This window comes from Rubrivirga aquatilis, from assembly GCF_046845665.1.
GTDB lineage: Bacteria > Bacteroidota > Rhodothermia > Rhodothermales > Rubricoccaceae > Rubrivirga.
In genome coordinates, this window is sequence record NZ_CP177355.1 from 429,088 (window position 1) to 454,307 (window position 25,220).

The window sequence follows — 25,220 nt, forward strand, 5'->3', positions numbered from 1 at the left end:
TAGGCAGAGGGGGATCAGGTGCCGAAGGCGCGGTCGATGGCCGCGATCGCGGCGTCGGCGCGGGCGCCCATGTCGGGGTAGAAGGCCAGCGCGAAGACGTTCTGGCCGATCCAGAACCGGAGCTGCGGCGCCAGCTCGGGGTCGGCCCGGACCGACCGGAGCATGGGCTCCACGTCGAGCGCGCGGAGCCCGTCCACGCAGTCGCTGAGCAGCGCTTCGAGTTGCCCCTCGACGTCCCCGTAGCAGCCGTCCCAGAGAACGACGGCGGCCTCGGGCGAGAGGTGCCCGCGCACGCGCTCGCGGTAGGCGGGCGGCGTCGCGTTGACGGTGTCCCACCCGTCGATAAAGCCGTAGAACTCCTGCACGGCCGCGGCGGTCGCCTCGTCGGTGGGGAGCCCGAGGCGGACCATCTCCTCGTATTTCGCCCGGGTGTAGCCCGCCCCCCACACCTGCGAGGCGTGGAACAGGTCGACGAGGACCGTCTCGCACTCGGCGGTGCAGTCGGCGTCGCCCTCTATAAAGGCCAGGGCCGCGCGCCCGCCCTCGACCACACGCTCGACGTACACCGTCTGGTAGGCGATGACATCGGCGTTCCCGGCGATCTCCTCTCGGAGTTGGGCGAGGTACGTCGCCTCTCGGGCCTGCTCCACGCGGGCCGCGTTCCAGTTGCTCACCTGGATGCCGATGAACACGCCTGCGACGACGATCACGAAGTCGATGGCGATGGCCGTCCAGTTCTGGTCCCGGACATGCTGGAGGACGCGGCGGTAGATCACGGGCGGGGTGGTGGGATCGGCGCGGGACGCCAGAGGGTACGGCGACGCGCGTTCACGGCGCGATCTGGGCCTCGACCCGCTGGCGGAGCGAGGCGGCGCTCTCGCGCTGGCCCTCGCGAAGCTGGCTCAACCAGTCATGTCCGTAGGCGAGGTTCACGACGAGCCCGTAGGCGACCGGGTCGCGGTGGAGCGTGGCCACGTCCAACGGGAAGGGCGATGTCCACGCAGAATCGGGCATGAGCCCGCGCACGAATCGGCCGCGGAGGCGAGCGGCTTCCCCCTCCAGTCCCTCGTTGGCCTGGACGTAGTCGAACCGCTCGGCCAGGGCTTCGCCGTAACGGACCATCTGCTCGTTGGTCCGAGCGTAGTCGACGCTGGCGGTTCGGGCGATGTCGAGGTACGCCGTGAGGGCACTCCGGAGCGAGTCGTCGCGGAGGAGCGAGAGGTCGCCCGTGGCGACGAGCGCCTCGGCCGTCCCCACCACGGGCAGGTCGAACCGCCAGTCGGAGGCGTCGCGGACCCAGGCGAGGACGGAGTCGGTGGGCTGGGGCGTGCCCCAGGTCTGGAGCAGGCGCGAGCCGACGGCCTGGGGGCCGGCGGCCATCCACGCGCCGGTCGCGCGCGCCTGGCGCTCGGTCTCGGCGAGGTCGGCGGCGAGCTGGCGGAGGTAGACCTGCTCTTTGGCCCGGTCGGCCCGGCCCTGCCCCCACGCCGTGACCTGGAACCCGATGACGACCCCGAGCACGACGATGACCACTTCAACGGCGACGGCGACCCAGTTCTGCTCGCGGAGGGCGGTCCCCAGGCGCCCGAGGAACGTCCCCGCCCGCCCCGGGCGCGGAGAGGGCGGAGCCGGGCCGGGTGGCGGTGACACCGAGGTGGGAGGGGTCGGGGCGTCGGTCATCGCTCGATGTGGGCGTCGACCTGCTCGCGGAGTGCCGCCGCGTACTGGGCGATCTCTCGCCGGTTGATCGCCATGTTGTCTTTCACAATGGTGATCCGCACCATGAGGCGGTGGACCTGCTCGTCGCGAACGAGCGCCTCTGCATCCAGCATAGGAAGGGCCACGCCGGGGGGCACGAGCGCCATCCAGTCGTCGGCGCGGTCGAGCGAGTCCAGCGCGGCGGGGCCGACCCACTCCGCGAAAAGCAACGCGACCGGCGTCGTCGCGCCGTACTCGTCGGTCTGTTGGAGGAGCACGTCCTTCCAGGCCCCCCACCCCCTGATGTTCTCCCGCGCTTTCTCGAGGTAGGCGGTGATGGCGATGCGGAGGGAGTCGTCGCGGATGAGCCCGACGTCGCCGGTCGAGACGAGGGCCTCGGCGGTGCCCAGGACGGGGCTGATCTCCCAGTACGCGGGCGCGACGGCGGCCCAGTGGACGACGGAATCGCGAGGCGGCGGCTCGGGGAGGAAGTAGGCCTGGGCCAGCCGGCGCGGCGCTCGTTCGAGCGGGGCCATCGTCCGAGCGAGGTCATCCGCCAGCCGCTCGGTCTCGGCGAGGTCGCGCGAGAGCTGGCGGAGGTAGGTCTGCTCCTTGTCCTGGTCCGCGCGCTCTTGCCCCCACGCCGTGACCTGGAAGCCGATGACCACGCCGACGATGACGATGACGACCTCGAGGGCGACGGCGAACCAGTTCTGCTCGCGGACGGCCTGCGAGAGCCGTCCGAGGATGGTCCACGGCCGCCTCGGCCGCGGCGTGGGCGGGGTGGTTGGCGGAGGCGCCGAGATCGCAGGCCCCGTGTGCGGGGCGGGTGGGGAGGGCGGGCCGGTCATCGGGTTGCGAGTTCGTCGTCGAGGAGGGCGATGAGGGCGGTGATCTCGGCCTCCAGCGTTCCCATCATGGCGGCTTGCGCCCCGTTGATTCGGACGGCCCAGTCGAGGTGGCCTGCAAACTCGGTCGAGTCCAGCAGCGACGGGTAGTCCACCGGCGTCGCGGACACGTAGAGGCTCAGGTCCCGAAACCGTTGCGTAAAGAACGGGAACACCTGAGTCAGCATGAAGTCCGTGGCCGTCTGCTGGAAGCCGATCACGCGTGGGTACTCCACGCCGTAGACCCGCCCGATGGCGACCCGGACGGAGTCGTTCGAGATGGTCTCCATGCCCCGCTGCTTGAGCGTCTCGTACGCCGCCTCGTCGCGGATCGTGAAGGTGGCCCCCAGAATGTGTCCGAGGTGGGCGTCGAGCGTATCGGCATACGGGCCCCGTGCGCGAACGTGCTCTCGAAGCAGATGCGCACTGGCAGAGGCGCGGCTGTGGAAGCCGACGTTGACCTGGACGTCGGTGAGGTCGTTGAGCAGGGCGGCCCGGAGCTCGCGGAGGGTATGGGTCTCCAGCGCGTGGTCCTGCCGCCCCTGCCACCACGCGTTGAGCGCGAGCGCGATGAGGACGCCGGCCACGACGACGACGATCTCGGCGGCGAACCACCGGAGCGTGGGCCGCCAGTCCCACCGTCTCGGGCGAGCGGCCGGGGCGGTCGGCGGGGGCCCCGAGGGGGGCGGGGTCGGGGGGGCGGCCACCGGGGCTAGAGCGCGAACGTGGTCGTGTACTTGGCCAGCACGGCCCGCTGGTCGGTGAGCGGCCGCCCGGTCGACGCCCGCAGCGCGTCGGTGTGGAAGCCCCAGTTGACCACGAGGTACAGGTCGTTCCCCTCGCGCGGGTTGTAGCGCAGCCGGACGTTCGCCAGCCCCGCGTCGGCGGCGCTGTTGAGCTGGAGGAAAGACGCCAGCGACCACCGCGTGTCCAGCGCCGCCCGCACCCGGAGCCGCCCGACGTGCGCCGTGAACGTCTGGTCCCGGTCCGGGAAGCCGACCTGGTTGACCTCGTAGTCGCCGCTCAGCGTGAGGTGCTTCGAGACCACCCAGGTCGGTGCGACGCCCACGGTCGCCCGCCAGCCGTCGTAGAAGGCGCCGCCGCTCGCGAAGACGGTCGCCCGCCGGGGGCGTCCGCCGGGCGTGTCGTAGGACAGGCTCGCGGCGGGGAAGGTGTACTCGCCTGCGGGCACGGCCGCGTCGTCCGAGAGCGAGAAGCCGTCCCGGAGGTCGTCGTAGGTCACGGTCGCGCGGGCGGTGAGCGAGGCGGCCGACGTGAACGTGCCGGCCCACGAGGCGCTCGACTCGACCGTCTCGACCGTCCCGTCGGCGTTGCGGAGGTAGGTCTCGCCGAGGACGCGCACCTGGTGCCGGGCGAGGCGGGAGCCCGGCCGCGGCCCCCAGCCGTGCCACAGGATGCCGCCCCCGTTGGTAAAGTCCTCCCGGAGCTCGAACCCGAGGTCCGGGCGGTACGCCCGGCCCGCCCGCTCGACCTTGGCCGCGTAGCCGAGCCCCGTGTACTGGCGGCTCTCGACGGACGCCCGCAAGCGCGTGTGGTCCAGGAGGCCGCCGCCGTCGACCGCGTCGTCGAACGTCTGCGCCCAGCGGAGCTCGGCGAAGGCGTCCTTGCCCAGGCGGAGGTCGCCGTCCAGGCCGTAGGCGACGTTCGTCGTCCCGTCGTCGCCCAGCCGGCTCGTCAGCATCCCGCCGACCGTCGACTGCGAGTTGAGAGCTTGCCGCCGCAGGCGCAGCACGCCGACGTTCTCGGACGGCAGCACGGCCCCGTCGAGCGGCGTCCGCCGCGCGGTCTGCAAGTTGATCAGGCCCACGTCCCACCCGCCGACGCGGCCGACCGCCCGGCCACCGCCCAGCAGCCGCACTGCCTCCCCGTCGTTGAGCCCGATCCGGCGGCTGTAGAACAGCCGGTTCGAGCCCCCCAGGTCGAAGTCGAACAAGCTGGCGCGCTCGAGGAAGAACTGCCGCTTCTCAGGGAAAAACAGCGAGAACCGGGTGAGGTTGACCTGCTGGTTGTCGGCCTCCACCTGGGCGAAGTCGGTGTTGAGCGTCAGGTCGAGCGTCAGGTTGTCCGACAGGCTCATCTTGACGTCGGCCCCGACCTCGGTGACGGTGTCGTCGGTGCGGACGGTCCCGGCCGCGTCGTCGACGTCGAACGACTGGCCCAGCCCACCGAGGGCGTAGGGCGTGATGTAGACGGGCCGCCGCGCCTCGATGCCCTCGAACACGACGGTCTGAAACTGGGACGGCTTGTTGAAGCTCCAGAACCCCCAGTCCGGCTCGATGGCTGGGTAGATGTCCATCTCGTTCTTCTTGCCGAGGTAGCGCCACGCGCTGAGCCCCATCGTCACGCGCCCGCTGGCGTCGGGCTGGAAGCGCAAGCTGGAGAACGGGACGCGCATCTCGGCGAACCACCCCTCGGGCGTGGCCGCCACCTCGGCGTCCCAGAACGTATTCCAGGTGTCGTCGACTTCGCCGTTGTCGTTGGCGAACGTGCCGTCGGTCCGCGAGCCGGTGGGCGTGGTCCAGAACCCGACGCCCGTCGAGTTGTCGTTGTAGGTGTCGAGGGCGAGGCCGAGGTAGTCCGTCCCGAGCGTGTTGATGTCGCGCTCGAAGGAGGCGGCGAAGACGGCCTCGGGCGGCGCGTAGCACCGGCACGAGACGTAGACGTACTCGTCGTCGTAGGCGAGCCGGATCTCGGTCGGCACCGAGGGCGCGTCGCCGAACGCCGGCCAGTGCGTCACCAGGTCGAGCGGCACGACGGCGTCCCAGGCGGCCTCGTCCACGCGCCCGTCGAGGTCGATGGGGCCAGTCAGCCGGGGGACGACGAACGGCGCGTCGGCCGGCTGCGCCGAGACGAGGGTGGGGGCCAGCGCGGTGGCGAGCACGACGAGACGTGTCACGGAGGTCATCGGGGGGAGGGCGGCGGGTGGAGGGGCAGCGGGCGACTCACGGGGTGTTCGCGTCGCCAGCAACGCTGCGCCGTGGGGCGCGTCGGACGCGTTGTGACCGCCGACGCCGGAGTCCATGCCGACGACGGTCCGGAACGGGCGCGTGCCGGGCGCCTGCGCGATGAGCAGGGTGATGTCGGACGAGCGTGTCATCGGGTCGAAGGCTCAAAGGACACCCGTAGTGGGCTAGGGGCGCGGCGGCAGCAGGCGCTCGACGGCGGCGCGCAGGCTGGCCGCGTTGAAGGGCTTGGCGAGGAAGCCGTCCTCGCAGCCCGACTCCTCCCGCGGCTCGCCGCTGACAAGCAGCACCGGCACGTCACACGTGGCGCCGTCGGCGCGGAGCGCGGCGCAGAGCGCGTGCCCGTCGAGCCCCGGCATCCGGATGTCCGCGATGACCAGGTCGGGCGGGAGTCGGCGGACAAGGTGGAGCGCCTCGGTCCCGTCGACGACTTCGGTGACCCGGGCCGATTCGCGGAGGCTGTGCCGGATGTAGGCCCGCATCTCGTCATCGTCGTCGGCGATGAGCACGCGGGGCAGGGAGGCGTCGGGCATTGGGGGTGGGGAATGTGTCGCCGCGGACGGGGCGCCCCCCCCGCGGCACGCCTGCCCAGTGCCGGCCGGCGTCGCAGGGTGCGGCGCGAACCGGGGGCGGCGTCTGCAACCTGCGGCGCCCCTCCTCCCCCACCGTTGCGTCCAGGGCGCAACGTGTTGCGTCTAGGATGCATGGGGCCCCCACGCAAGAGCGCGCGTCGGATGCGCAACGCGTGCCGGCCGACGCGCCTCGGGAGGCTCAGCACCGGGACGCCTCGGCGTAGACCGACGGGCGCGACCCCGTGTGGGCCAGGAAGGCGTCCGAAAAGTGGGCGACGCTCTTGAAGCCGACCCCGTAGGTCACCTCGCTCACCGTTCCGGCGCGGGCCGCCAGCAGCGCCGCCGCCCGGTCGAGCCGGGCCGTCCGGATGAGGTCGCTCGGCGCCGCGCCCAGCAGCGCCGTCGTCCGCCGAAGGAGGTGGCTCCGGCTCAGCCCGACCGCCTCGGCGAGGGCCCCGACGTTGAACGACTCGTCGCCCAGGTGGGCGTCGATCGCCGCGCGGACGGACGCCGCGAAGGCCTCGTCGGCGGACTCGATGGCCGGCGTGGGGCTTCCCTCGGCGGCCGCCCCATCGCCCGACGATGCGGCGAACCGCTCCCGCAGCCGATGCCGCAAGGCGATAAGGTTGCCTACGCGCACGACCAACTCGCGGACGTCGAACGGCTTGGTGAGGTAGTCGTCGCAGAGTTCGGCCAGCCCATCGAGGCGGTCCTCCGGGGCGGCCTTCGCCGTGAGAAGCAGGACCGGCACGAAGTCCGTCTCGGGGTCGGCGCGGAGGGCGCGGCAGAGCCCGAGCCCGTCGAGGCGCGGCATCATCACGTCCGAGACCACGAGGTCGGGCAGGCGCTGGCGGATGCGGTCGAGCGCGTCCTGACCGTCGGCGGCCTCGACGACGCGGTACCCGGCCCCTACGAGGTGACGGCGCACGTAGGCCCGGATGTCGGCCTGGTCGTCGGCGACCAGGACCGTCGTCACGTCCTCGTCGGGCGCCCCGCCGACCGGGTCCACCGGGTCGGCGAGGGGCACATCGAGCGCCAGAGCGACACCGGCGGCGCCGTCCCAGGGCCGGTCGTCGACCTGACCCGGCGCGAGGTGGGCCCGCCCGAGGGGCAACACGAGCGTGAACGTGCTCCCCGACGGCGCACCGTCGGGCCCGCCCCCCACGCTCTCGGCCGTGAGCGCCCCGCCGTGGAGCGCCGCCAGCTCGTGCGCGAGCGCCAGCCCGATGCCCGACCCGAGCGGCTGCCCAGCCCCGCCCTCGGCTTGGAAGAACCGGTCGAAGATGTGGGGGAGGTCGGCCGGAGCGATGCCCGACCCCGTGTCGCGGACCGACACGCGGACCCGCTCAGCGTCGGCCTCGACGCTCACGTGAACGGCGCCGCCGGCGGGCGTGAACTTGAACGCGTTCGACAGGAGGTTGGCCAAGATGGTCCCGGCGTGCTCCGGGTCGACCCACGCCGTCAGCGGCTCGTCGGGGACGGACACGTCGACGGTGATCCGGCGGTGTGAGGCGAGCGGGCGGAAGGTCTCGACCTGCGCCTCGACAAACGCCGCGACCTCCAGCCGGCGCGCGCGGAGCGAGGTGCTCCCCGCCTCCAGCCGCGAGAGGTCGAGGATCTGGTTGATGAGGGCAAGCACGCGCCCGGCCGAGCGCCGCGCGAGGCGGAGGGGGGACGAGGCCTCGCCAGGGACCGGGCCGTACTCCCCCGCCAGCACGTCGTCCAGTGGGCCGAGCGTAAGCGTGAGTGGGGTCCGGAACTCGTGGCTGACATTCGCGAAGAACCGGCTCTTCGACCGGTCGAGCGCGCGGAGCTGCTCGGCCTCGATGTGTTCCAGCTCCATCCGGTGCTGCATCTGGAGCTGGTTCCGGCGCGCCCGGTAGAGGGCCCCCACCGCGCCGAGCGCCAGCAGGGCATAGAGCCCGTACGCCCACGCGCTCCGCCACCACGGCGGCACGACGGTCACGGTCAGCGTCGCCTCGGGGCCCCACACGCCGTCCGGGTTGGCCGCGGCCACGCGGAAGGTGTAGGCCCCGGGGTCGAGGTTGGTGTAGGTCGCGTGGCCCTCCGAAGTCGGCGGGCTCCACGCCGCGTCGTAGCCGTCGAGGCGGAACCGGAACCGGTTGCGGTCGGGCGCCACGTAGTGCAAGGCGGCCACGTCGATGGCCAGGTCCTGCTGGCCCGGCGCCATCCGGAGCGCCCGTGCGACGGGCGGCGCCCCGTCCAGCCCCCCCCCCACCGCGACGGGCTCCCCGTCGGCCACGAGCTCCATCACGACGGCTCTCGGCGCGGCGGGGTCCGGGGTGATGGCGGTCGGGTCGAACCGGTTGAAGCCGTTGATCCCGCCGAAATAGAACGTGCCGTCCGGGGCGCGGTACGCGGTCCCGGCGTTGAATTCGAGGTCCTGGAGGCCGTCCTCCATCCCGAACGTCCAGAACGTCTCGGTGTCCGGGTCGAACCGGGTGAGCCCCCGGTTGCTGCTCAGCCAGACGTGCCCCGCGTCGTCGCTCAGGATGTCGTAGATGATGTCGTCGGGCAGGTCGCTCGTGGCCGTCGTGTAGTGCGTAAACCGCTCGGTATCCGGGTCGAAGCGGCTGAGCCCGGCGCCGTACGTCCCCAGCCACAGGTCGCCGTCGGCGGCGAGGTGGAGCGACATCACGTAGTTGCTGCTCGGCGTCTGGCGGTCGGTCGGGTCGTGGCGCCACTGCCGGATCTCGCCGGTGCGGGTGTCGAGGCGCCAGAGCCCGGCGTCCCAGGTGCCTACCCAGAAGATGCCGTCTTCGCGTTCGACCAGGCTCTTGGCGGTCGGGGGGTCGCCGGACGGGCAGAGGGGCGCGAACGTCCCGGCGTCGGGGTCCAGCCGGCTCAGGCACCCGACGCCGTTCGTGAGCACCCAGAGCTCTCCCGCGCGGCTCTCGACGATGCGCCACGGGTTGTCGGTCGGCAGGGCCGTCGGGTCGGTGGCGTCCGGTGTAAAACGAGTGACCCGGCCGGTCGCGCGGTCGAGCAGGTTGAGGCCGCCGCGCCGACTCCCCACCCACAACCGCCCGGCGTCGTCCTCGTAGATCGACACCACCCAGCCGGGCAGCAGCGTCTCCGCGTCGGCGGGGTCGTGGGCGTAGTGGCGGATCGCGCCGGTCTCGGGGTCGATGCGGTCCAGACCCGCCGTCGTGCCCACCCAGAGCACGCCCTGGCGGTCCTCGAGGAACGACCACACGCCGGGCCCCGAGAGCGACGGCGCCGCCCCGATGCCGGACCCGACGCGCTCGAAGCGCGGCGACTGCCACGCAAACCGGCTGACTCCGGACTGCGTCCCCACCCAGAACACGCCGGAGCGGTCGAGGAAGAGCGACTGGACGCCCCCCGCACCCAGGCTGGTCGGGTCCGTCGGGTCGTGGCGGAACGTCGCCAGCCGGGTCGTGGCGGGCTCGAGCCAGGCCAACCCATCGCCGAGCCCAACCCAGAGCACGCCGGTCGGGTCCTCCAACAGCGACCACACCGCGTCGCTCCCCAGCCCGGCGCCGGCGCCGCGAACGCGGGTCGCCGCCCCCGTCGCCGGGTCCACGGTCCAGAGACCGCGGCCGTCGGTCCCCACCCACAGCCGCCCCTCGCGGTCCTCCAGGACCGCCCGGACAACGGCGCCGTCCCCGAAGGCCTCCCGCCCCCCCGGCCCCGGAATGCGCGAGATCCGCCCGGCCGTGTCAATCCGGTGCAGCCCGCCGTCCTCCGTCCCGACCCACATCTGTCCGTCCCGAGTCCCTTCGAGCGCCGTGATCCGCCCGCTGCTGAGCCCGTCGGGGCCACCGACCGGGTACGTGCGTCGGCTCCGGGTGTCCGGGTCGTAGCGGGTCAGCCCGTCGAACCGGTGGCCGATCCACAGGGCGCCGTCGAGCGCGCGGGCCAGGACCCACTCCTCCAGGCCTGTTGCGGTCCCGGCCTCGCGGTCCGTCGTCGGGACGGGCTCGAACGCCTCGGCGTCGGTGTCGTAGCGGGACAGCCCCGCCCCTTCGGTCAGGACCCACAGGTCGCCTCCCTCGGCGCCCTCCAACCCGACAACCCAGGGGTTGCTCAGGCTTGTCGTGTCGAAGGGCTGGGGCCGGAAGACGCGCGCCCGCTGGCCGTCGTAGCGGACCAGCCCGCCCTCGGTCCCGATCCAGACGAACCCGAGCGAGTCCTGCAGGATGGCGTGGACATCGAGCTGGGGGAGCCCGTCCTCCAGCGCGAGATGCGAGAACCGCAGGGCGGTCGGCAGCGAGGCGGAGGTCGGCGTGCGGCGCCGTTCGCCCACGAGCGCACCGTCGGGCCCAGAGGGCGGCCCCGGAGTCGACCCCTGGCACGCGGCCATGGCAAGGACGAGGAGACCCAGGCCGAGACGGGGGCCGCGGCGCATTCGGATCGGCCGCAACCGACTGTTCTGGCGTGTCATACGCCAGAGGATACCCCGCTAACGGTAGACTGGCGTTCCTCGGTGGCCCTTCTGCCTGTCGGGCCGTGAGCCCGCCTCTACTCCAGCTCCAACACGAGGGCCGTACGCGCGGGCACGGCCAGCGTCTCGCCGAGGCGGACCGTCGCGCCCGTCAGCACGTCGCGCCCGGCGGTATGGTCCAAGATTCGCTCGGCGAACCGGTCGAGCGCCAGCGCGCGGGCCTCGGCGGCCGTGTTGAGGACCACCATGACGGTGTCATCCGCGTCCCAGCGGAAGAACACGTAGACGCCGTCGCGGGGGATGAACTGCGTCAGCCGCCCGTGGTGGACGACGGTCGCCGTCTGGCGCCACGTCGCGAGCGTGCGGACGGCGTCGAAAGCGGCCTGCTCCGTCGCCGTCCGGCCCGACTCGGTGAACGCGTCGCGCGCGTCGCCGGGCCACCCGCCAGGCATGTCGAGGCGCTTGTAGCCGTCGCCGCCGGTTTGGGGACCGTTCGGCATCGCGATCTCGGTCCCGTAGTAGAGCTGCGGGATGCCGCGCGTGGTCAGCTGGAGCGCCAACCCCATCCGGAGCGCGTCGAGGTCTTGCCCGTAGGCGCGGCTCAGGTCGTGGTTGTCGAAGAACGTCACGAGCGCGTTCGGGTCGGGGTAGGTGTGGTCCTGCGCGAGCGTCTCGTAGACCTTGAAGAGGTCGCCGCCGGGCGCGTCGCGGAATGCGAACGCGAGGGGGAAGTCGGTGACGGAGGGGAGGTCCGAGTCGTAGCCGTCGCCGCTCGCGCCGAAGCCGTCCTGCCAGTAGGCCTCGTGCGGGACGTTGCCCACCCAGCTCTCGCCGACGATGTTGAACGTCGGGTACTCGGCCATCACATGCGCCGCCCAGCGCGCCATGTAGTCCTTGTCCGGGTAGAGGTAGGTGTCCATCCGGATCCCGTCGACGCCCGTGTGCTCGATCCACCAGACCGTGTTCTGGACGAGGTACTGCGCCAGCAGCGGGTTCTTTTGGTTGAGGTCCGGCATCTCGGCCACGAACCAGCCGTCGACGAGCTGGCGGCGGTCGGCGTCGGAGGCGTAGGGGTCGATGGCGGCGGCGCCCGTGTAGTTGGTCTGCCCGACGGCCTCCCAGTCGTGGACCCAGTCGGGCGTCGGCAAGTCGCTCATCCACCAGTGCCGGTCGCCGATGTGGTTGTGGATCATGTCCATGATCACCTTGAGGCCGCGCCCGTGAACGGCGTCGACGAGCCCGACGAACTCGTCGACGGTCCCGAAGCGCGGGTCGGTCGCGTACATGTCGGTCGCCGCGTAGCCGTGGTAGGCGCCGTACTCCGGCGTCATGTCGTTCTCGAAGATGGGCGTGAACCAGATCGCCGTCATCCCGAGGTCGTCGAGGTAGCCGAGCCGTTGGGCCACGCCGGCAAAGTCGCCGCCGTGGCGGGCGTTCGGGTTTGAGCGGTCGGCGCCTTCGAGCAGGCCCGGGAGCGTGTCGTTCGACGGGTCGCCGTTCGCGAACCGGTCGGGCATCATCAGGTAGATGACGTCCTCGCTCGAAAAGCCCTGGGCGTACGTGCCCGGCTCGCGCGTCCGCGCCCTCAGCTCGTAGTCGAGCGTCGTCATCCCATCGGGGCCGGTGAGGGTGAACGCCAACGTCCCCGGCTGCGCCGCCTCGGTGATCGTCAAGTCCAGGAACAGGTAGTTGGGGCTGTCGACGGCGACCACGCGGTCGAGGGTGACGCCCGGCGTCGGCGCGAGCGTTGCGCGGGCGGCGCCGATGCCGTTGCCGTGAAGCATGACCTGGAGCTCGGGGTGATGCATCCCGGCCCACCAGAACGCAGGCTCGACGCGGTCGACGGATTGGGCGAACGCCACGCAGGGGGCGAGGACGAGGAGGGCGAGGCTGCGCCGCGCAAGCAGAGTCAGAACCATCGGTGGTAGAGAGGTCGCGAGCGCCAAGAAACGACGGCCGGGCCGCGAGCGACGCTAGGTTCGACGCGCACCGCCCTCTGATCCATGCCCTCCCTCCCGCTCGCGGGGCGCGCCGTCCCGCTCGCCCTCCTCCTCGCGCTCGCCGCGTGCGCGCCCGCCGACGCGCCCGAGGCCGACGACGCCCCGGCGCTCGCGGTCGACACGACGCGCGTCGCCGGGCCGACCAGCACGGTCGTCGTGGCCTACAAGGGGCGGCTGGAGGACGGGTCGGTGTTCGACGAGAGCGAGCGGTCCACGTTCAATCTCCAGCGCGTGGTCCCCGGCTTCCGGGCGGGCATCACGGGCATGCACGTCGGCCAGACGAAGGCGGTGTACGTGCCGCCGGAGGCGGGATACGGCGCCGACCCGCCGCCCGGCATCCCTCCGAACGCGGCGCTGAGCTTCGAGGTCACGCTGCTGGGGGTCCGCTGAGCGCCTAGACGCGGACGGCCAACCGGAGCAGCCCCAGCCCCGCGGCTCCGGGCAGGTCCTCCACGGCGAGCACTTCGGGGCCGCCCTCGATGGTGCCGCTGGCCGCGAGGTAGTCCGCGTAGCGGCAGTACTCGGCGTGCTCCGCCTCGGTCGAGGTGACGACGGCGATCCGGTCGGGCTGGGTGATCCGCTCGTCGGTACCGGCGACGCGGGCCTTGTCGAGCCGCTTCTTGAGCAGCTCGAACCGGACGCCCGCGGCGCCGTCCACGTCGAACCGCGTCTCGTCGGTCCGGAAACGCAGCGTCACCGGCGCGTGCTGGACGACCACGAGCTGGGCCACGTCGAGCGCCATCGGCAGCGTCGCGTGGAGCCGGCGGACCTCGCGGGCGACGGTGCACGCCGCGATGAGCTGGCGGAGGCGCAGGTTCTCGACGTAGGCCGGGTCGAACGGCCGGTCCGGCGTCAGGCTCGCGCCGATGTACATGGCGTGCTCAACGCCATCGGTCTTGGCGTGCTCGAAGTAGTGGGGGAACACGCGCTGCGCCTCGGCCTGCTCGGCCAGCAACACGTCCGAGACGGTCCGGTTGACGGTGCGGCGGCTGGTCTCGTACGCCTGGGCGCGGGCGGCCTCGCCGTTGTGGCCCGGCGCCCGGTACGTCGCCAGGGCCGGCGCGAGGTCGTCGCGGCCGGCGGCGAGCCGCTCCAGAACCGGCTCCACCTCGTGGGCCAGGAAGCGGGCCGCCTCGTCCTCGTCGCCTGTGTTCCAAGCGTCCCGGTACTGCGCGGCGCGGCGGTCGAGGCGCAGGTCCAGTTCGTCCAAGATCGTGAGTGGGACGGCCCGGCGGACGGCGGCCAGCGCTTGCCGGGCCCGGTCGAGGCGGGCGAGCGTGTCGTGGCGGACGGCCTCGTTGCGGTGGCGCGTCGACGAGCGGATATCGGCGGCGCCGTAGAGAGGCCACACGTCGGCGAAGGCGATCGCCGGGGGCTCCGCCGCCGGCCCCTGCCCCATCATCGTGATGGCCGCTTCGCGGAAGCGCCAGGCCACGCTCGGGTGGATGGCCGTGTAGGCGTGCTGGATGGCCGACTCGACGCGCGTCTCGAACCGGTCCAGGTTCTGCGACACGGCGAGCGCCAGGACCGGGTGGAGCCGGCGCATCTTGAGCAGCGTCGACGCGTCGGCGGCGCCGGGCTCGGGCGACGACAGCTCGAACAGGCCGACCGTCCGGCCCCCCGCGCGGAGCGGCTGGAGCGCTAGGCTCCGCACGCCGCGCGCGGCCAGGGCGCGGCGCAACGGGGCGCCGACCTCGGCCCTCTCGATGTCCGGGAGCACGACCGGCTCGCCGCGGCGGAGGGCGGCGTCGTAGGGCGTCCCCTGCCAGTCGAGTGACCCGTCGCGGAGCGCGTCGCGGATCACCAGGCTGTTCCAGACCTTGCGCTCGGACTGGACGTTGAGCGCGCCGTCGGCCTGGAGCGAGGCGAGGCCGAGCCGCAGGCTGGCCGTGGCGAACAGCGTGCGGACCTCGTCCTGAAGCGCATCGAAGGTCTCGGCCGTCAGGTTGGCATCGCTCGTCAGGACGAGGTGGGTGATGGCCGCCGTGGCCGTCTCGTTGGTGACGTCGGTGAGCGTCGTCGCGGTGAGCCCGACGAACCGGAACCGCTCGGGCGGCAGCGCCGCCGTCCAGCGCCTCAGATCGCCCACGTGGCGGAGCAGATCGTCGAGGGCGGCCGGGTCGAGTTCGGGGAGCGGGCCGGTCGCCTCGATGGTCGTGAACTGGGTGCTCGCGTTGAGCTTGACGTAGCGGCTCAGCCCCGTGTCCGACTCGGGGACGACGAAGATGAGTGGCTGGTCGAGCCGCAACGTGACGCCGTAGAACCGCCCCAGGATGGCCTTGTAGGCGTAGAGCGTCCGGAGGAAGCGGTCGTGCGTGTTGATCACGTCCATCCGGTCCCCGGTATAGCGGCCCATGACCCGCTCGTACTGCGCGGTGCGGGTGACCATCTGGCCCCCGAACGGCCCGCTCAGCGCGCGCGCGTCGCTCGTCCAGTCGGACGACGGAAACAGCGGGCGCACGATCCGGTCGATCAGGTCGGGGTGCCTGTCGAGGGCGGCGGGGTCGTCGATGGGCCTGCTCAACTCGGGGGCCGAGGCGAGGTCGCGCTCGATCGCGGCCCAGGCCGGCCCGTAGATCGCCGGCTCCCGCTCGCCCAGCGCGCGCCAGTGCGCCAAGACCGGCGCCAGCGACAGGACGGTCTCGAACGGAAACCCGACCTCGGGCGCCGTCCCCACCTGGTCGGCGAAAAGGCGGTGTCGGGTGAACGCGGCGGTGGGCTCGGCCATGGGGCGGATGGGGAGACGGACAGGGTAGGGCCGCGCCTCTCGCGTGTCTACTTGTAGGCGACCGCCGCGCTCGTGGGGCCGGCCAGCGGGATCGTCTCGAAGCGCGTGAACCCGGCCTCTCGGCCCCAGCCCTGGAAGTCGGCGAAGGTGTAGTCGAAGGCGTCGCCGAACTCGATGAGCATGTTCAGCGACATCAGCAGCCCGAACGCGTTCTCGCGCCGCGCGTCGTCGATCAGGTTCTCGATGGCCACGAGCGCGCCGCCCTCCGGCAGCGCGTCATACGCCGCGCGGATCAGGGCCTTCTTCTCCACCAGGTTCCAGTCGTGCAAGATGTTGCCCATCGTGACGACATCGGCCGGGGGCAGCGGGTCGGCAAAGAAGTCGCCCGAGACGACGCCGATGCGGTCGGCCAGCCCGGCCTCGTCGATGTGCCGCTGGGCGAGCGGGGCCACGGGCGGCAGGTCGAACGTGGTGAACGCCAGGTGGGCGTGGTGCGCGGCGACGGTGCGGGACAGGAGCGCGAGCGCGCCGCCCGCGTCGGTCACGGTCTGGTAGTGCCCGAAGTCGAACCGCTCGGCCAGGAGTTGGAAGTTGGCGGCCTGGAAGCCCGTCATGGCTTCTAGAAACTGGCCCAAGCGGGCCTCCTCGGCGTAGAGCTCCTCGAACATCGGCTTGCCGTGGAGCTTGACCTCGGTCTGGGGCTCGCCCGTCCGCAGCGCCTCGCCGAGCCCGTTCCAGAACCCGAACAGCCGAGCGTTGAGCATTTCGGGCATCCCGCCGATGTACGACGGGCTCGTTTTGTCGAGGAAGGCTGCCGTAGCGGGCGTGTTGCGGTACCGGCCCGCCGCGCCGTCGCCGTCGCGGGCGAGGAAGCCGAGGGCGAGGAGCGCGTCGAAGAAGTCGAACCGGCCGCGCGGGTGGATGCCGAGCGCCTCGCCCAGTTCGTCGGCCGTCATGGCGCCGCTGGCCAGCGTCGAGAACAGGTCGAACTCGACGGCGGTGAGGAGCGTCTTCGAGGCCCAGAAGGCCGTCGCGGTCCGCATGATGTGGTCCGGTGACGGGCGCGTGGCGGCGGGCGGAGCGGCGGCGGTGGGGTCGGTCATGGCGGCAAGGGGCTGGAGAGACACGACCCGAACGCTGACCACGGACCGCTAAACTCTTCATAGTACAGCCCCTGGACCATTCCCCACTCCCGGGGGACCGGATACTTCCCGAACCGCCGAGCGCCCGCTACTTCGCCTCAATGGCCCGCGCGGACACGGCCGCCTCGTGCTGGGCGGAGACCTCGACGATCTCAACGGCGTCCGGCACGTCCTCTGCGAGCGCGTTCGGCCCGAAGCCCCAGCGCACCCAGACGGGGATGAGCGCGAGCCCGGCGCCGAGGTACGCCAGCGACGCAAGGGTCGAGGCGTCGGGCGCGGGGATCAACAGGCGGCCGGCGCCGACGAGCGTCAGGAACAGCGAGGCGGCCGTCGTGGCCGTCAGCGCGAGCCGGTTGCCGAGCTGGCGCGGGCCCCGGTTCGGGTCGTCGCCCGCCGCGATCGCCGTCTGCCGCCACCAGCCGAACGGGCGGACGCGGGTGTAAAAGGCCACGCGCGTGGCCTCGTCGGTCTTGGGCGTGACGAACGTGACGCCGACGGCCGCGACGGTGGAGGCGAGCGCCATCAGCGCCAGCCGGAGCGCGTCCTCGTCGGGGGCGTCCGAGAGGTCGAGGCCGAACAAGAGGATCGGGGCGACGACGAGCGAGGTGGCAATCGCCGCCAGCTCGCTCCACAGGTTGATCCGCTCCCACAGCCAGCGGAGCACGAGCACGGAGCCCATCCCGGCGCCGAGCAGCAGCGAGGTCGTCCACCCCTGCTGGATCGAGTTGAGCTGGGTCATCACGCCGAGCGCCAGCACCAGCAGCACGACGTTCGAGATGCGGGCGACGGTCACGAGTTCGCGGCTCGTGGCCTCGCGCTTCTGGACGTGCTCGGCCCAGAACCGGCCGTAGAGGTCGTTACTCCAGTAGCTCGCGCCCCAGTTGAGGTGCGTGTCGATCGTGCTCGCGAGCGCGGCCAAGAGGCCGACCAGCATCAGCCCGCGCGCGCCCGCGGGGAGCGTGTCGGCGATGCCGGTGACGAACAGGATCTCGCGCCCGGCGACGAACCCCTCGGCGCCCGCGTCGCCCGCGGCGAACGGGTAGACGACGAGCAGGGCCACGGCGATGACGAGCCAGATGAGCGACCGCGCGACGATCTGGGCCCACGCGAAGACGACGCCGGCGAGGCGCGCGTCGCGGTCGCTTTTACAGGCCATCGAGCGCTGGGCGAGGTAGCCCGTCCCGTCGGAGTTCATCTGGAAAAACCACTGGAGCCCGACGATCGTCAGGAACGGACCCAAGATGGCCCAGCCGGTGTCGGGCGCCGAGAAGCTCAGGAGCTGGCTCGCGCGCAGGTCGCCGTAGATGTCGACCACGCGGTCGGTCAGCCCGCCCAGCCCGCCGGCCGTGTCGACGATTACCCAGGCGTAGATCAACGTCCCGATCATCGCGAGGGCGAACTGGACGACGTCCGTCGCGACGACCGCGCGCAGGCCGCCGGTCGTGGAGTACAGGGCCGTGAACCCGACGATGAGCAGGATCGAGAGCAGGTTGTTGGCCGCCGCGACGGCGGGCGCCAACCCGGTCGCCGTAGTGCCGAGCACGGACGCCAGCCCGGTCGCATTGACCAGCCCCACGAACAGGCCGTGGAGGGCGGGCGCCCACAGGTGCCACGGTAAAAAGACCTCGGCGATCCGCATCGCGGCCACCAAGACGAAGGCCATCACCACGCAGTTGATCAGCGTCCCGTAGTACAGCGACTTCAGCACGCGCAGCGCGAGCACGCCGCGCCCCGAGTAGCGGACCTCGGTGAGCTGGGCGTCGGTCAGCACGCCGGAGCGCCGCCAGCCGACGGCGAACACGAACGCCATCAGCAGGAACGCGATGCCGTAGATCCACAGGCGCCACAGCAGGAACACGCCGCCCGTCGCGACGAGCCCCATCACCAGCAGTGGGGTGTCGGCGGCGAACTGCGTCGCGGCCATCGAGAAGCCCGCGCGCCAGCCACCGAGGGTCTTGCCCGCCAGGAAGTACTCGCCCAGGCCCTCGGAGGCCTTCTTGCGGGCGCTCAGTCCGGACCACAGGGCGTAGCCGACGAAGCCGAGGACGATCGCGAGGTCGAGCATGGGGCGCAGGGTGGGTGCCCCGAACCTAGCGTGGGTCGGCCCGCCTCGGCGCCGAGGCGGACCTACTCCGGCGCGGGGTGCGTCTCGATGGCGACGGCAGGCCACCCCGCCGCGTGCGGGAACGGCGCCGTCCCCGGCCGGAGGTAAGCGTCGAAAAAGCCCCGGACCACCTCGCGCGACGTGTCGAGCGCGGCCCGAGGCTCCACGTCGTAGCTGTACGCCCCAGGGTCGAGGAGTGCGAGGTCGGTCATGGAGTTGTGGCCGTAGCCGTCCAGCCGCGCGAGGTGCACGTCGGCCCGGCGGCCCGGGACGATCTCACGGATGTTGGGCATGGCCATCTCGGGGAGCGAGCTGCTGTAGAGCATGAGCACCGCAGCGTCCAGCCCGCCCTGCCGGGGCGTCCGCGGGGGCACGCCCTCCATGGAGGCGTAGGCGACAAACCGGGGGTCGCTCGCGACGGCCGCACCCCCGATCCGGCCCCCGAGGGAGTGCCCGAACATCGCGAGGCGGCGCAGTTCGAGCCGCCCGGTGAGCAGCCCCGCCGGGTCGTCGGCGACGAGAGCCGCCAGCCGGTCGAGCGCGAACGCGAGGTCGGCGGAACCGAGCGCGGCGGCCTCCTCGAAGAAGGCGTCGACGGCCTCGTACGGGCCGGTGAGTACCTCGAACGGGATGCGGTAGCGCGGGGCGGGGCGGACCGTGCGGCCGTCGGGGTAGGTCACGCGGCCAGAGTGCGGGCTGTCCACGGCGAGGACGGCGTACCCGTGGCTCGCGAGGTCCTCGGCGAGCGCCGTGTAGAAGTGCCGCGCCACCCCGCGCCCCGGCGCCACGACGACGACGGGGAGCGTCCCCGCCTCCGGCGCCACCGGGGCCCGCGCGACGCTCCACGCCTGCACCGACGCGAGCGACGGGTAGAGCGGGGCGTACGGGGCGGGCACGGCGCCGGAGTCGGGCCGGGCCGGGTACCAGAGCTGGGCCATGATCTCGCGCACGTCGTCCGGGCGCGGCGTCACCTCATCCGGGCGGCTCGCGTCGACCCAGTGCCACGTGGCCGTCCCGACCGCGTGCGGGCCGGTGGGTGGGGGCAGCGCGACGGAGTCGGGCGGGGCGGCCTGGGCGGCGGCGGCGAGCAGGGCGAGGGCGAGCGTGGCGAGAAGGCGCATGGAGTGTGGCGGGGATACGAAGGGGGGGGGGCGGGCGAGAGATGCCGCCTCGGGAGGTCCGAGAACGCGCCGAGGTGGGGCTACTCGGCCGCGCGCGTCACGTCGATGGTCCAGGTAGTGGCGAATGTGGCGCCCCGGTCCGTGCTGCTCTCCGCGAACCACTGGTAGCGGTCGGGCTCGATGGAGTGGAAGACGAAGCGCGAGAGCGTGTCCGTGAGGCGGGCGTCGAACTGGTGGAGCACCATCCGGTCGCCCTCCCAGGCGCCGCCGAAGTCGAGGAGCGTGTTGCCCCGGTTCGTGAGGTAGAGCGACTCCCAGCGGCGCTCGGCGCGGTTGTAGAGGCGCAAGATGGTGGTCGCGGCGTCCGGGAGGTTCGGGTCGAGGTCGAACCAGGAGTGTTCCAGGATGCCGTGCCCCCCGAGCGCGACGACGCCGGTCGTCGTCGTGGGGAACTGGACCCAGGTGCCGCCAAGGTTGATGCGGTGGGCGGCGGCCCAGGTGCCGAGGAGGAAATCGAACTGGCGGGCCTCCTCGGGGAGGCCGGGTGCGGGTACGCCGTGGCCCGCTCGGGTGGCGACGAGCGTCGGCAGCCGGGCGTGGCGCGTGTAGGCCCGCTCCTCGACAGGCCCCCACCGCTCGCCGTCCTGCGTCCGTTCCAGCAGGACCGTGAAGGCGTCGGCCCCGTCCATCGAGTACGTCACGCGCTCCTCGACCAGGCGCGTCCCGCCGAGGCGTCGCACGGCCGTGTGCAGCGCGAGGCCGTCGCCCTCCATCGCGCCGTTCCAGATCTCGACGTGCTCGGTGTAGGAGCTGCCCTCGCCCAGCGCCCAGTCGCCGACGCTCGGGGAGTAGACGAGGAACGAGTGCACGTGGAGGTCGACGCCCGCCGGGTCGTAGTCCGGGACGGTGCGGCGCTCGGCGTAGGCGTAGCCACGGTTCATGAAGGTGATCTCGGCCTCGCCGCGCGCCTGGTGCGTGGTGGAGTCGGTCGGGTAGGTGGTGACGGCCACGTCCCAGAGCCCGAGGAGCGGCTTCATCGCGTCGAGCGTGGCGTCGGCGCGAGGGCTCCGGTTGGTCATCGGGCGGCCCTGGTCGAAGAGGTGGCCGTCGTGGGGTTGCGCAAGGGTGGGTGTGGCGAGGACGAGCACCAGCGCGGCGAGGACGGAACGGGTCATGGCGGGGGGAGACATCAGCGGAGGGGGATGCGGCGAAGTCCGGGCACGTCGCCGAGGTCGGGGGGCGCGCCTACGAAGGCCCGCTCGAAGAACCGCGCGGCCACCTCGCGAGTGACACGGCCCGCCTCGGGAGCGCCGATGGCCCCGGCCGAGACGGCCCCGAGCAGCGGGAGGTCGGTGAAGGCGTTGTGGCGGCTGCCCCCCAGCACGAGCACGACCGGATCGCACCAGGCCGCTCGGAGGCGCTGGGGCACGCGCGTGCTCTCGTCGGTGAGGGCCCCGCCGAACTGTTCACTCGCGAGGAGCAGGAACGGGGTCCGGCTGCACGCTGGCTCCAGCCCCACGTGGACGGGCGCGCCGAGCGTGCCGTCAAGGCTGAGGCAGGCGGCGATGAGCGGGTCGCGGAGGCACGTGAGGTCCGCCGCCATCCCGCCCATGGAGTGCCCGAGCACGCCGACTCGGGCCTCGTCGATCCGCCCGGCCAGGGCGCCAGCGAGGACCTGCCGCGCCACGAACGACTGGTCGGCCGACATCACGCGGAGGCCCTCCGCGAGGTAGCCGTCGATGGCGTCGAACGCCAGAGAGTCCCGCGCGATCATGCCCGCCCCGTACGGCACCACCGTGCCGTCCGAGAAGGCCACGCCCGGCCCCCAGTACGTGTGGTCGACGGCGGCGACCACGAACCCGCGGCTGGCGAGATCCAGGGCGAGGCCCGTGAGGACGAACCGGGGGCTGTTCATCCCGTGCGAGAGGACGAGCAGCGGGAAGCGCCCGGCTGCCACAGGCGCCTCCCACCCGGCCCCAGGCACGTCGAACCGGAGCGGCCGAACGCCGCCGTCCCAGTACGACGCGAGGCTGGCGTGCAGAGGGTCCAGCGTCGGGACGTAGGGCGCAGGGGTCGGGGCCGCCTCGGGAGCCGAGGGGTACCAGAGTTGCACCTGCAGGCGGCGGCGGTCCCGCGCCTCCGTCCAGCGCTCCTCCCGCGCCTCGTCCACCCACTCGACCACGCGCGTCCCGACGGGATGCGGGCCGGTCGGGCCCGGAATCGGAGGCTCGGGGGCCGCCGGCGAGGTGCCCTCGAGCCGTTGCCAGTCGGTGCCGTCGAAGCGCCAGAGGTCGCGGGTCTTGACGCGCTCGTCGTAGTCCATGCCCTGCCCGGTGACGCCGCCGAAAACGACGAAACCCACGTCGGGGACGTAGACGCCTTCGTGCTCGGCACGGGCCGCCGGGGGCGCTCCACCGAGGGCCGTCCAGCGCACGCCATCCCAGGCCAGGAGCGTCGACTCGCGCGCCTCGGCCCCGAACCCTCCGAAGAGCAGGAGGCGCGCTCCCGATGGGTCGTACGCCACGGCGGCGTGGAGTCGGGGCGGCAGGCCGGTGGCCTCGAAGCGGGTCCACGCCGTGCCGTCCCAGCTCCAGGTGTCGTCGAGCGCCCGGTCGCCGTACCCGCCGACGAGGACGGTCTGGCGGCGGGCGGCATCGTAGGCCAGCCCGTGCGCCCCCCGCGGCGGCGGACCGCCGACGGGCGTGACCTCCACCCAGCGCCGCCCGTCCCACTCCCACGTATCCCCGAGCCTGGCGCGGTCGGCCCCGACGCCCCCGAAGAGGACGACACGCTCGCGGTGGGCGTCGTAGGCCATCGCGGCCAACTGGCGGACGGGCGGGGCGGGCGCCTCGGCCTGCCGCCAGCCCGCGCCGTCGAGCACCCACGTGTCGCCGAGCAACGCGCCGTCGGCCCCGCGGCCGCCGAAGAGGACGACGGCGCCCCGCGCCGCGTCGAAGGCCATCTGGGCGTCGCTGCGGGCGGGCGGCCCGGCGCCGGCAACGAGACGCCAGCCGTCGGCCGTCCAGGCCCAGGTGTCGCCGAGACGTTGGTACGTCGAATCCGAGCCGCCGAACAGGACGACGCGGCCCTGCGCGGCGTCGTAGGCCATCGCGTACCCGCTGCGCGGGGCGGGCGCCTCCTGCGCGCTCGCGACCGGCAGCACCAACGCGAGCAGGAGAATCGTTGGAAGCAGGCGCATTCGAGTGGGAGGCGGCAAGACCTCGTAACGTAGGTGGCGGGGTCTGTCCAGCCCGACGAGCCTACCGAGGCGGGCCACCCCGGCACCTGACGGAAAGGTTGCGGAGCGGTTGTTTTCCTCTCATCCCTGCAGATGTTGTCCCCTGACGCCCCTCCGGTCGCCGAGCTCGACCTCCCGTTCCGGCTCGGGACGGCGACGCGCGTGCGCCCCTCGCTCCACCAGATCGAGCGGGACGGGACGACGACGAAGGTGGAGCCCCGGCTGATGCGCGTGCTCTGCGTGCTGGCGGCCGCCCCCGGCGCGGTCGTCTCACGCGAGGCCTTGCTCCAGACCGTCTGGCCCGACGCGTCCGTTCAGGACGAGGCCCTCACCCAGGCCGTCTCCAGGCTGCGACGCGCCCTCGGGGACCGCGCCCGCGACGCGCGCGTGATCGAGACGATCCCGAAAGCGGGCTACCGTCTCGTCGCGCCCGTGACGGCGGGGGATGGGACGCCGACGCCCCCCACGGAGCCGGATGCCGCCCTCCCGGCCTCGGCGCCGCGGCGGGCCCTCTGGGGCGGCGTCGTCCTCGCCGGGCTGGCGGTGGCCGCCTGGATCGGGCGCCCGGCGCCGCCCCTGCCCACCCCCCAGCCCGTCCCCCTGACCACCTTCCGGGGCCTCGAGCTCGACCCCGCCATCGCGCCCGACGGGCAGCGCTTCGCCTTCACGTGGGACCAGGGCGACCGCGCGACCTCCGGACTGTTCATCAAACAGGTGGGGTCCGAGGCGCCGGTGCAGTTGACCGCGCCCGAGGCCCGCGACCGCCAGCCCGCGTGGTCCCTCGACGGGCGGACAATCGCCTTTGCCCGGCACCGCGACGGCGAGCGGCAGCTCTTTGTCGTCCCGTCCATCGGGGGCCGCGCGACGCCGGTCCTCCGGTGTGCGACCGACCGCAACACCCCGCTGGCCTGGACGCCCGACGGCGGGAGCCTCGTCCTCTCGGACGCCGCGCGCGCGGGCGGGGCCAGCCGCCTCGTCCGGGTCTCGCTCGACACAGGCGAGGTCACGCCGATCACCTCCCCGCCCGCCGGGAGCATCGGCGACGCGCAGCCCGCGTTCAGCCCCGACGGCCGGCGCCTCGCATTCGTCCGCTCCACCCTGGAGGGGATCGCCGACCTCTTCGTGCTCGATCTCCCGGACGGGACTCCCCGGCGCGTCACCACCTGGGAGCGCGAGGTCCTCGGGCTCGCCTGGAGCCCTGACGGCCGCTCGCTCCTCGCCACCACCCTCCTCGACGGCGGCCACCGCCTCTGGCGCATTCCTCTCGACGGCGACGAGCCGCGCCCGATCTACGTCAACGCGGAGCGGATGTACGACCTCGACGTGAGCGCCTCGACGGGACAGATCGTCTACACCGCCTCCGACGTGGAGGTCAACATTCGACGCGTCGAGGTCGCCAGCGGCGCCCATCAGTCGGTCGTCGCCTCGACCGCGTGGGACTCGAACCCACGCTTCTCACCCGACGGGACCCGGCTCGCGTTCGCCTCCACGCGCGAGGTCGCGCCTCAGATCTGGGTCGGCGGGGCCGACGGGAGCCGCCTACGCCGCCTGACGAGCTATCAAGGGGCCTATGTCGGCCCCCCGTCGTGGTCGCCGGACGGGAGACGACTCGTCTTCGACGCACGCGCCGAGGGCCAAGCGGACCTTCACGTAGTCCCCGTGGCGGGCGGGCCGGTCGAGCGCCTGACCGACACGGCCTACGATGAGGTCAACGCCTTCTGGTCGCGCGATGGCGAGCGGGTCTACTACGCCTCCAACCGGGACGGCGACTGGCAGATCTTCGCCCTCCATTTGCGGGATGGCCAGATCCGCCAGGTCACGACCCAGGGCGGGTACGCCGCGATGGAGAGCCCCGACGGCGTCACCCTCTACATCACGCGGAATGACGCGGACGGGCTGTGGCAAAAGCGCCTCCCCAGCGGTCCCGAGGCACGCCTGCTCCCCTTCCCGACCGCCGCGAACTGGGGTGCGTGGGACGTGACGGCTGACGGCCTCTCGGCCATCCGCGAGGCGGACGGCTCCGACTGGGTGCTTCTCGACCACGCGACGGGCCGTGAGCGCCGACGCGTCTCGATCCCGGGCCGTGTGCCGGGGCAGCAACGCGTGCTCTCCACCGCACCCGACGGGAGCGCCTTTGTGTACAGCCATGTCGAGCGGTTCGAATCGGACGTAAAACGGGTCGTCTGGGGCTCGTCGCTCTGATCCTCGTTGCCTCGGTGCCCCGTGGGCTTGCCGACGCGCAGGCCGACCGCGGCGCGTGGGCGCTCCCTGGACTGGCGGGGACGGCGCTTCGGGCGGTCGGCACCTCTCGACTCTCTCT

At 72.7% G+C, this 25,220-nt stretch carries 16 protein-coding genes; 2 read left to right on the top strand and 14 right to left on the bottom strand.

The window, feature by feature from the left end; all coding sequences use genetic code 11:
- Positions 1 to 14: 14 nt before the first annotated feature.
- The 8 genes from ACLII4_RS01835 to ACLII4_RS01870 all read right to left on the bottom strand — a co-directional run bounded on the left by ACLII4_RS01835 (position 15) and on the right by ACLII4_RS01870 (position 12,486).
- Positions 15 to 776: a hypothetical protein gene (locus ACLII4_RS01835; RefSeq protein ID WP_412069191.1), complete on the bottom strand. Its 762-nt coding sequence runs from the start codon at positions 774 to 776 to the stop codon at positions 15 to 17.
- A 52-nt stretch (positions 777 to 828) separates the two neighbouring features.
- On the bottom strand, positions 829 to 1,680 hold the full coding sequence (locus ACLII4_RS01840; RefSeq protein WP_412069192.1) for a hypothetical protein: 852 nt from the start codon (positions 1,678 to 1,680) through the stop codon (positions 829 to 831).
- On the bottom strand, positions 1,677 to 2,549 hold the full coding sequence (locus ACLII4_RS01845; RefSeq protein WP_412069193.1) for a hypothetical protein: 873 nt from the start codon (positions 2,547 to 2,549) through the stop codon (positions 1,677 to 1,679). Before ACLII4_RS01845 ends, ACLII4_RS01840 begins: the two co-directional genes overlap by 4 nt.
- Positions 2,546 to 3,292, bottom strand: coding sequence for a hypothetical protein (locus ACLII4_RS01850; RefSeq protein WP_412069194.1), 747 nt, complete (start codon positions 3,290 to 3,292; stop codon positions 2,546 to 2,548). Before ACLII4_RS01850 ends, ACLII4_RS01845 begins: the two co-directional genes overlap by 4 nt.
- Positions 3,293 to 3,297: 5 nt before the next feature.
- Entirely contained in the window at positions 3,298 to 5,703 is a 2,406-nt protein-coding gene (locus tag ACLII4_RS01855; protein WP_412069195.1) for a DUF5916 domain-containing protein, read from the bottom strand.
- 33 nt (positions 5,704 to 5,736) lie between these two features.
- On the bottom strand, positions 5,737 to 6,102 hold the full coding sequence (locus ACLII4_RS01860; RefSeq protein ID WP_412069196.1) for a response regulator: 366 nt from the start codon (positions 6,100 to 6,102) through the stop codon (positions 5,737 to 5,739).
- A gap of 238 nt (positions 6,103 to 6,340) precedes the next feature.
- A complete protein-coding gene (locus tag ACLII4_RS01865) occupies positions 6,341 to 10,486 on the bottom strand; it encodes a two-component regulator propeller domain-containing protein (protein ID WP_412069197.1) in 4,146 nt (1,381 codons plus the stop codon).
- A gap of 158 nt (positions 10,487 to 10,644) precedes the next feature.
- Entirely contained in the window at positions 10,645 to 12,486 is a 1,842-nt protein-coding gene (locus ACLII4_RS01870) for a glycoside hydrolase family 13 protein (protein WP_412069198.1), read from the bottom strand.
- A gap of 84 nt (positions 12,487 to 12,570) precedes the next feature.
- Here ACLII4_RS01870 and ACLII4_RS01875 point away from each other — a divergent pair, with 84 nt between their 5' ends.
- Positions 12,571 to 12,957 carry an FKBP-type peptidyl-prolyl cis-trans isomerase gene (locus ACLII4_RS01875; protein ID WP_412069199.1) on the top strand — a complete coding sequence of 129 codons (387 nt, stop codon included), beginning with the start codon at positions 12,571 to 12,573 and terminating at the stop codon, positions 12,955 to 12,957.
- Positions 12,958 to 12,961: 4 nt separating this feature from the next.
- On the opposite strand, the gene ACLII4_RS01880 is transcribed toward ACLII4_RS01875, so the two are convergent.
- The 6 genes from ACLII4_RS01880 to ACLII4_RS01905 form a co-directional block, all read right to left on the bottom strand.
- A complete protein-coding gene (locus ACLII4_RS01880; RefSeq protein ID WP_412069200.1) occupies positions 12,962 to 15,295 on the bottom strand; it encodes a GAF domain-containing protein in 2,334 nt (777 codons plus the stop codon).
- Between the two features lie 47 nt (positions 15,296 to 15,342).
- Positions 15,343 to 16,398: a methyltransferase gene (locus tag ACLII4_RS01885; protein ID WP_412069201.1), complete on the bottom strand. Its 1,056-nt coding sequence runs from the start codon at positions 16,396 to 16,398 to the stop codon at positions 15,343 to 15,345.
- Between the two features lie 127 nt (positions 16,399 to 16,525).
- Entirely contained in the window at positions 16,526 to 18,502 is a 1,977-nt protein-coding gene (locus tag ACLII4_RS01890) for a sodium:solute symporter family protein (protein ID WP_412069202.1), read from the bottom strand.
- Between the two features lie 62 nt (positions 18,503 to 18,564).
- Positions 18,565 to 19,662 (bottom strand): alpha/beta hydrolase family protein, encoded by a 1,098-nt coding sequence (locus tag ACLII4_RS01895; protein ID WP_412069203.1) that lies wholly within the window; start codon positions 19,660 to 19,662, stop codon positions 18,565 to 18,567.
- Between the two features lie 80 nt (positions 19,663 to 19,742).
- Complete coding sequence (locus ACLII4_RS01900) at positions 19,743 to 20,837, bottom strand: hypothetical protein (protein ID WP_412069204.1); 1,095 nt, start codon at positions 20,835 to 20,837, stop codon at positions 19,743 to 19,745.
- Between the two features lie 14 nt (positions 20,838 to 20,851).
- Positions 20,852 to 22,861, bottom strand: coding sequence for a kelch repeat-containing protein (locus tag ACLII4_RS01905; protein WP_412069205.1), 2,010 nt, complete (start codon positions 22,859 to 22,861; stop codon positions 20,852 to 20,854).
- A gap of 132 nt (positions 22,862 to 22,993) precedes the next feature.
- On the opposite strand from ACLII4_RS01905, the gene ACLII4_RS01910 reads away from it, so the two are divergent.
- The gene (locus tag ACLII4_RS01910) at positions 22,994 to 25,102 is read left to right on the top strand and encodes a winged helix-turn-helix domain-containing protein (protein ID WP_412069206.1); all 2,109 of its coding nucleotides are present in this window, start codon (positions 22,994 to 22,996) and stop codon (positions 25,100 to 25,102) included.
- Positions 25,103 to 25,220 lie beyond the last annotated feature (118 nt).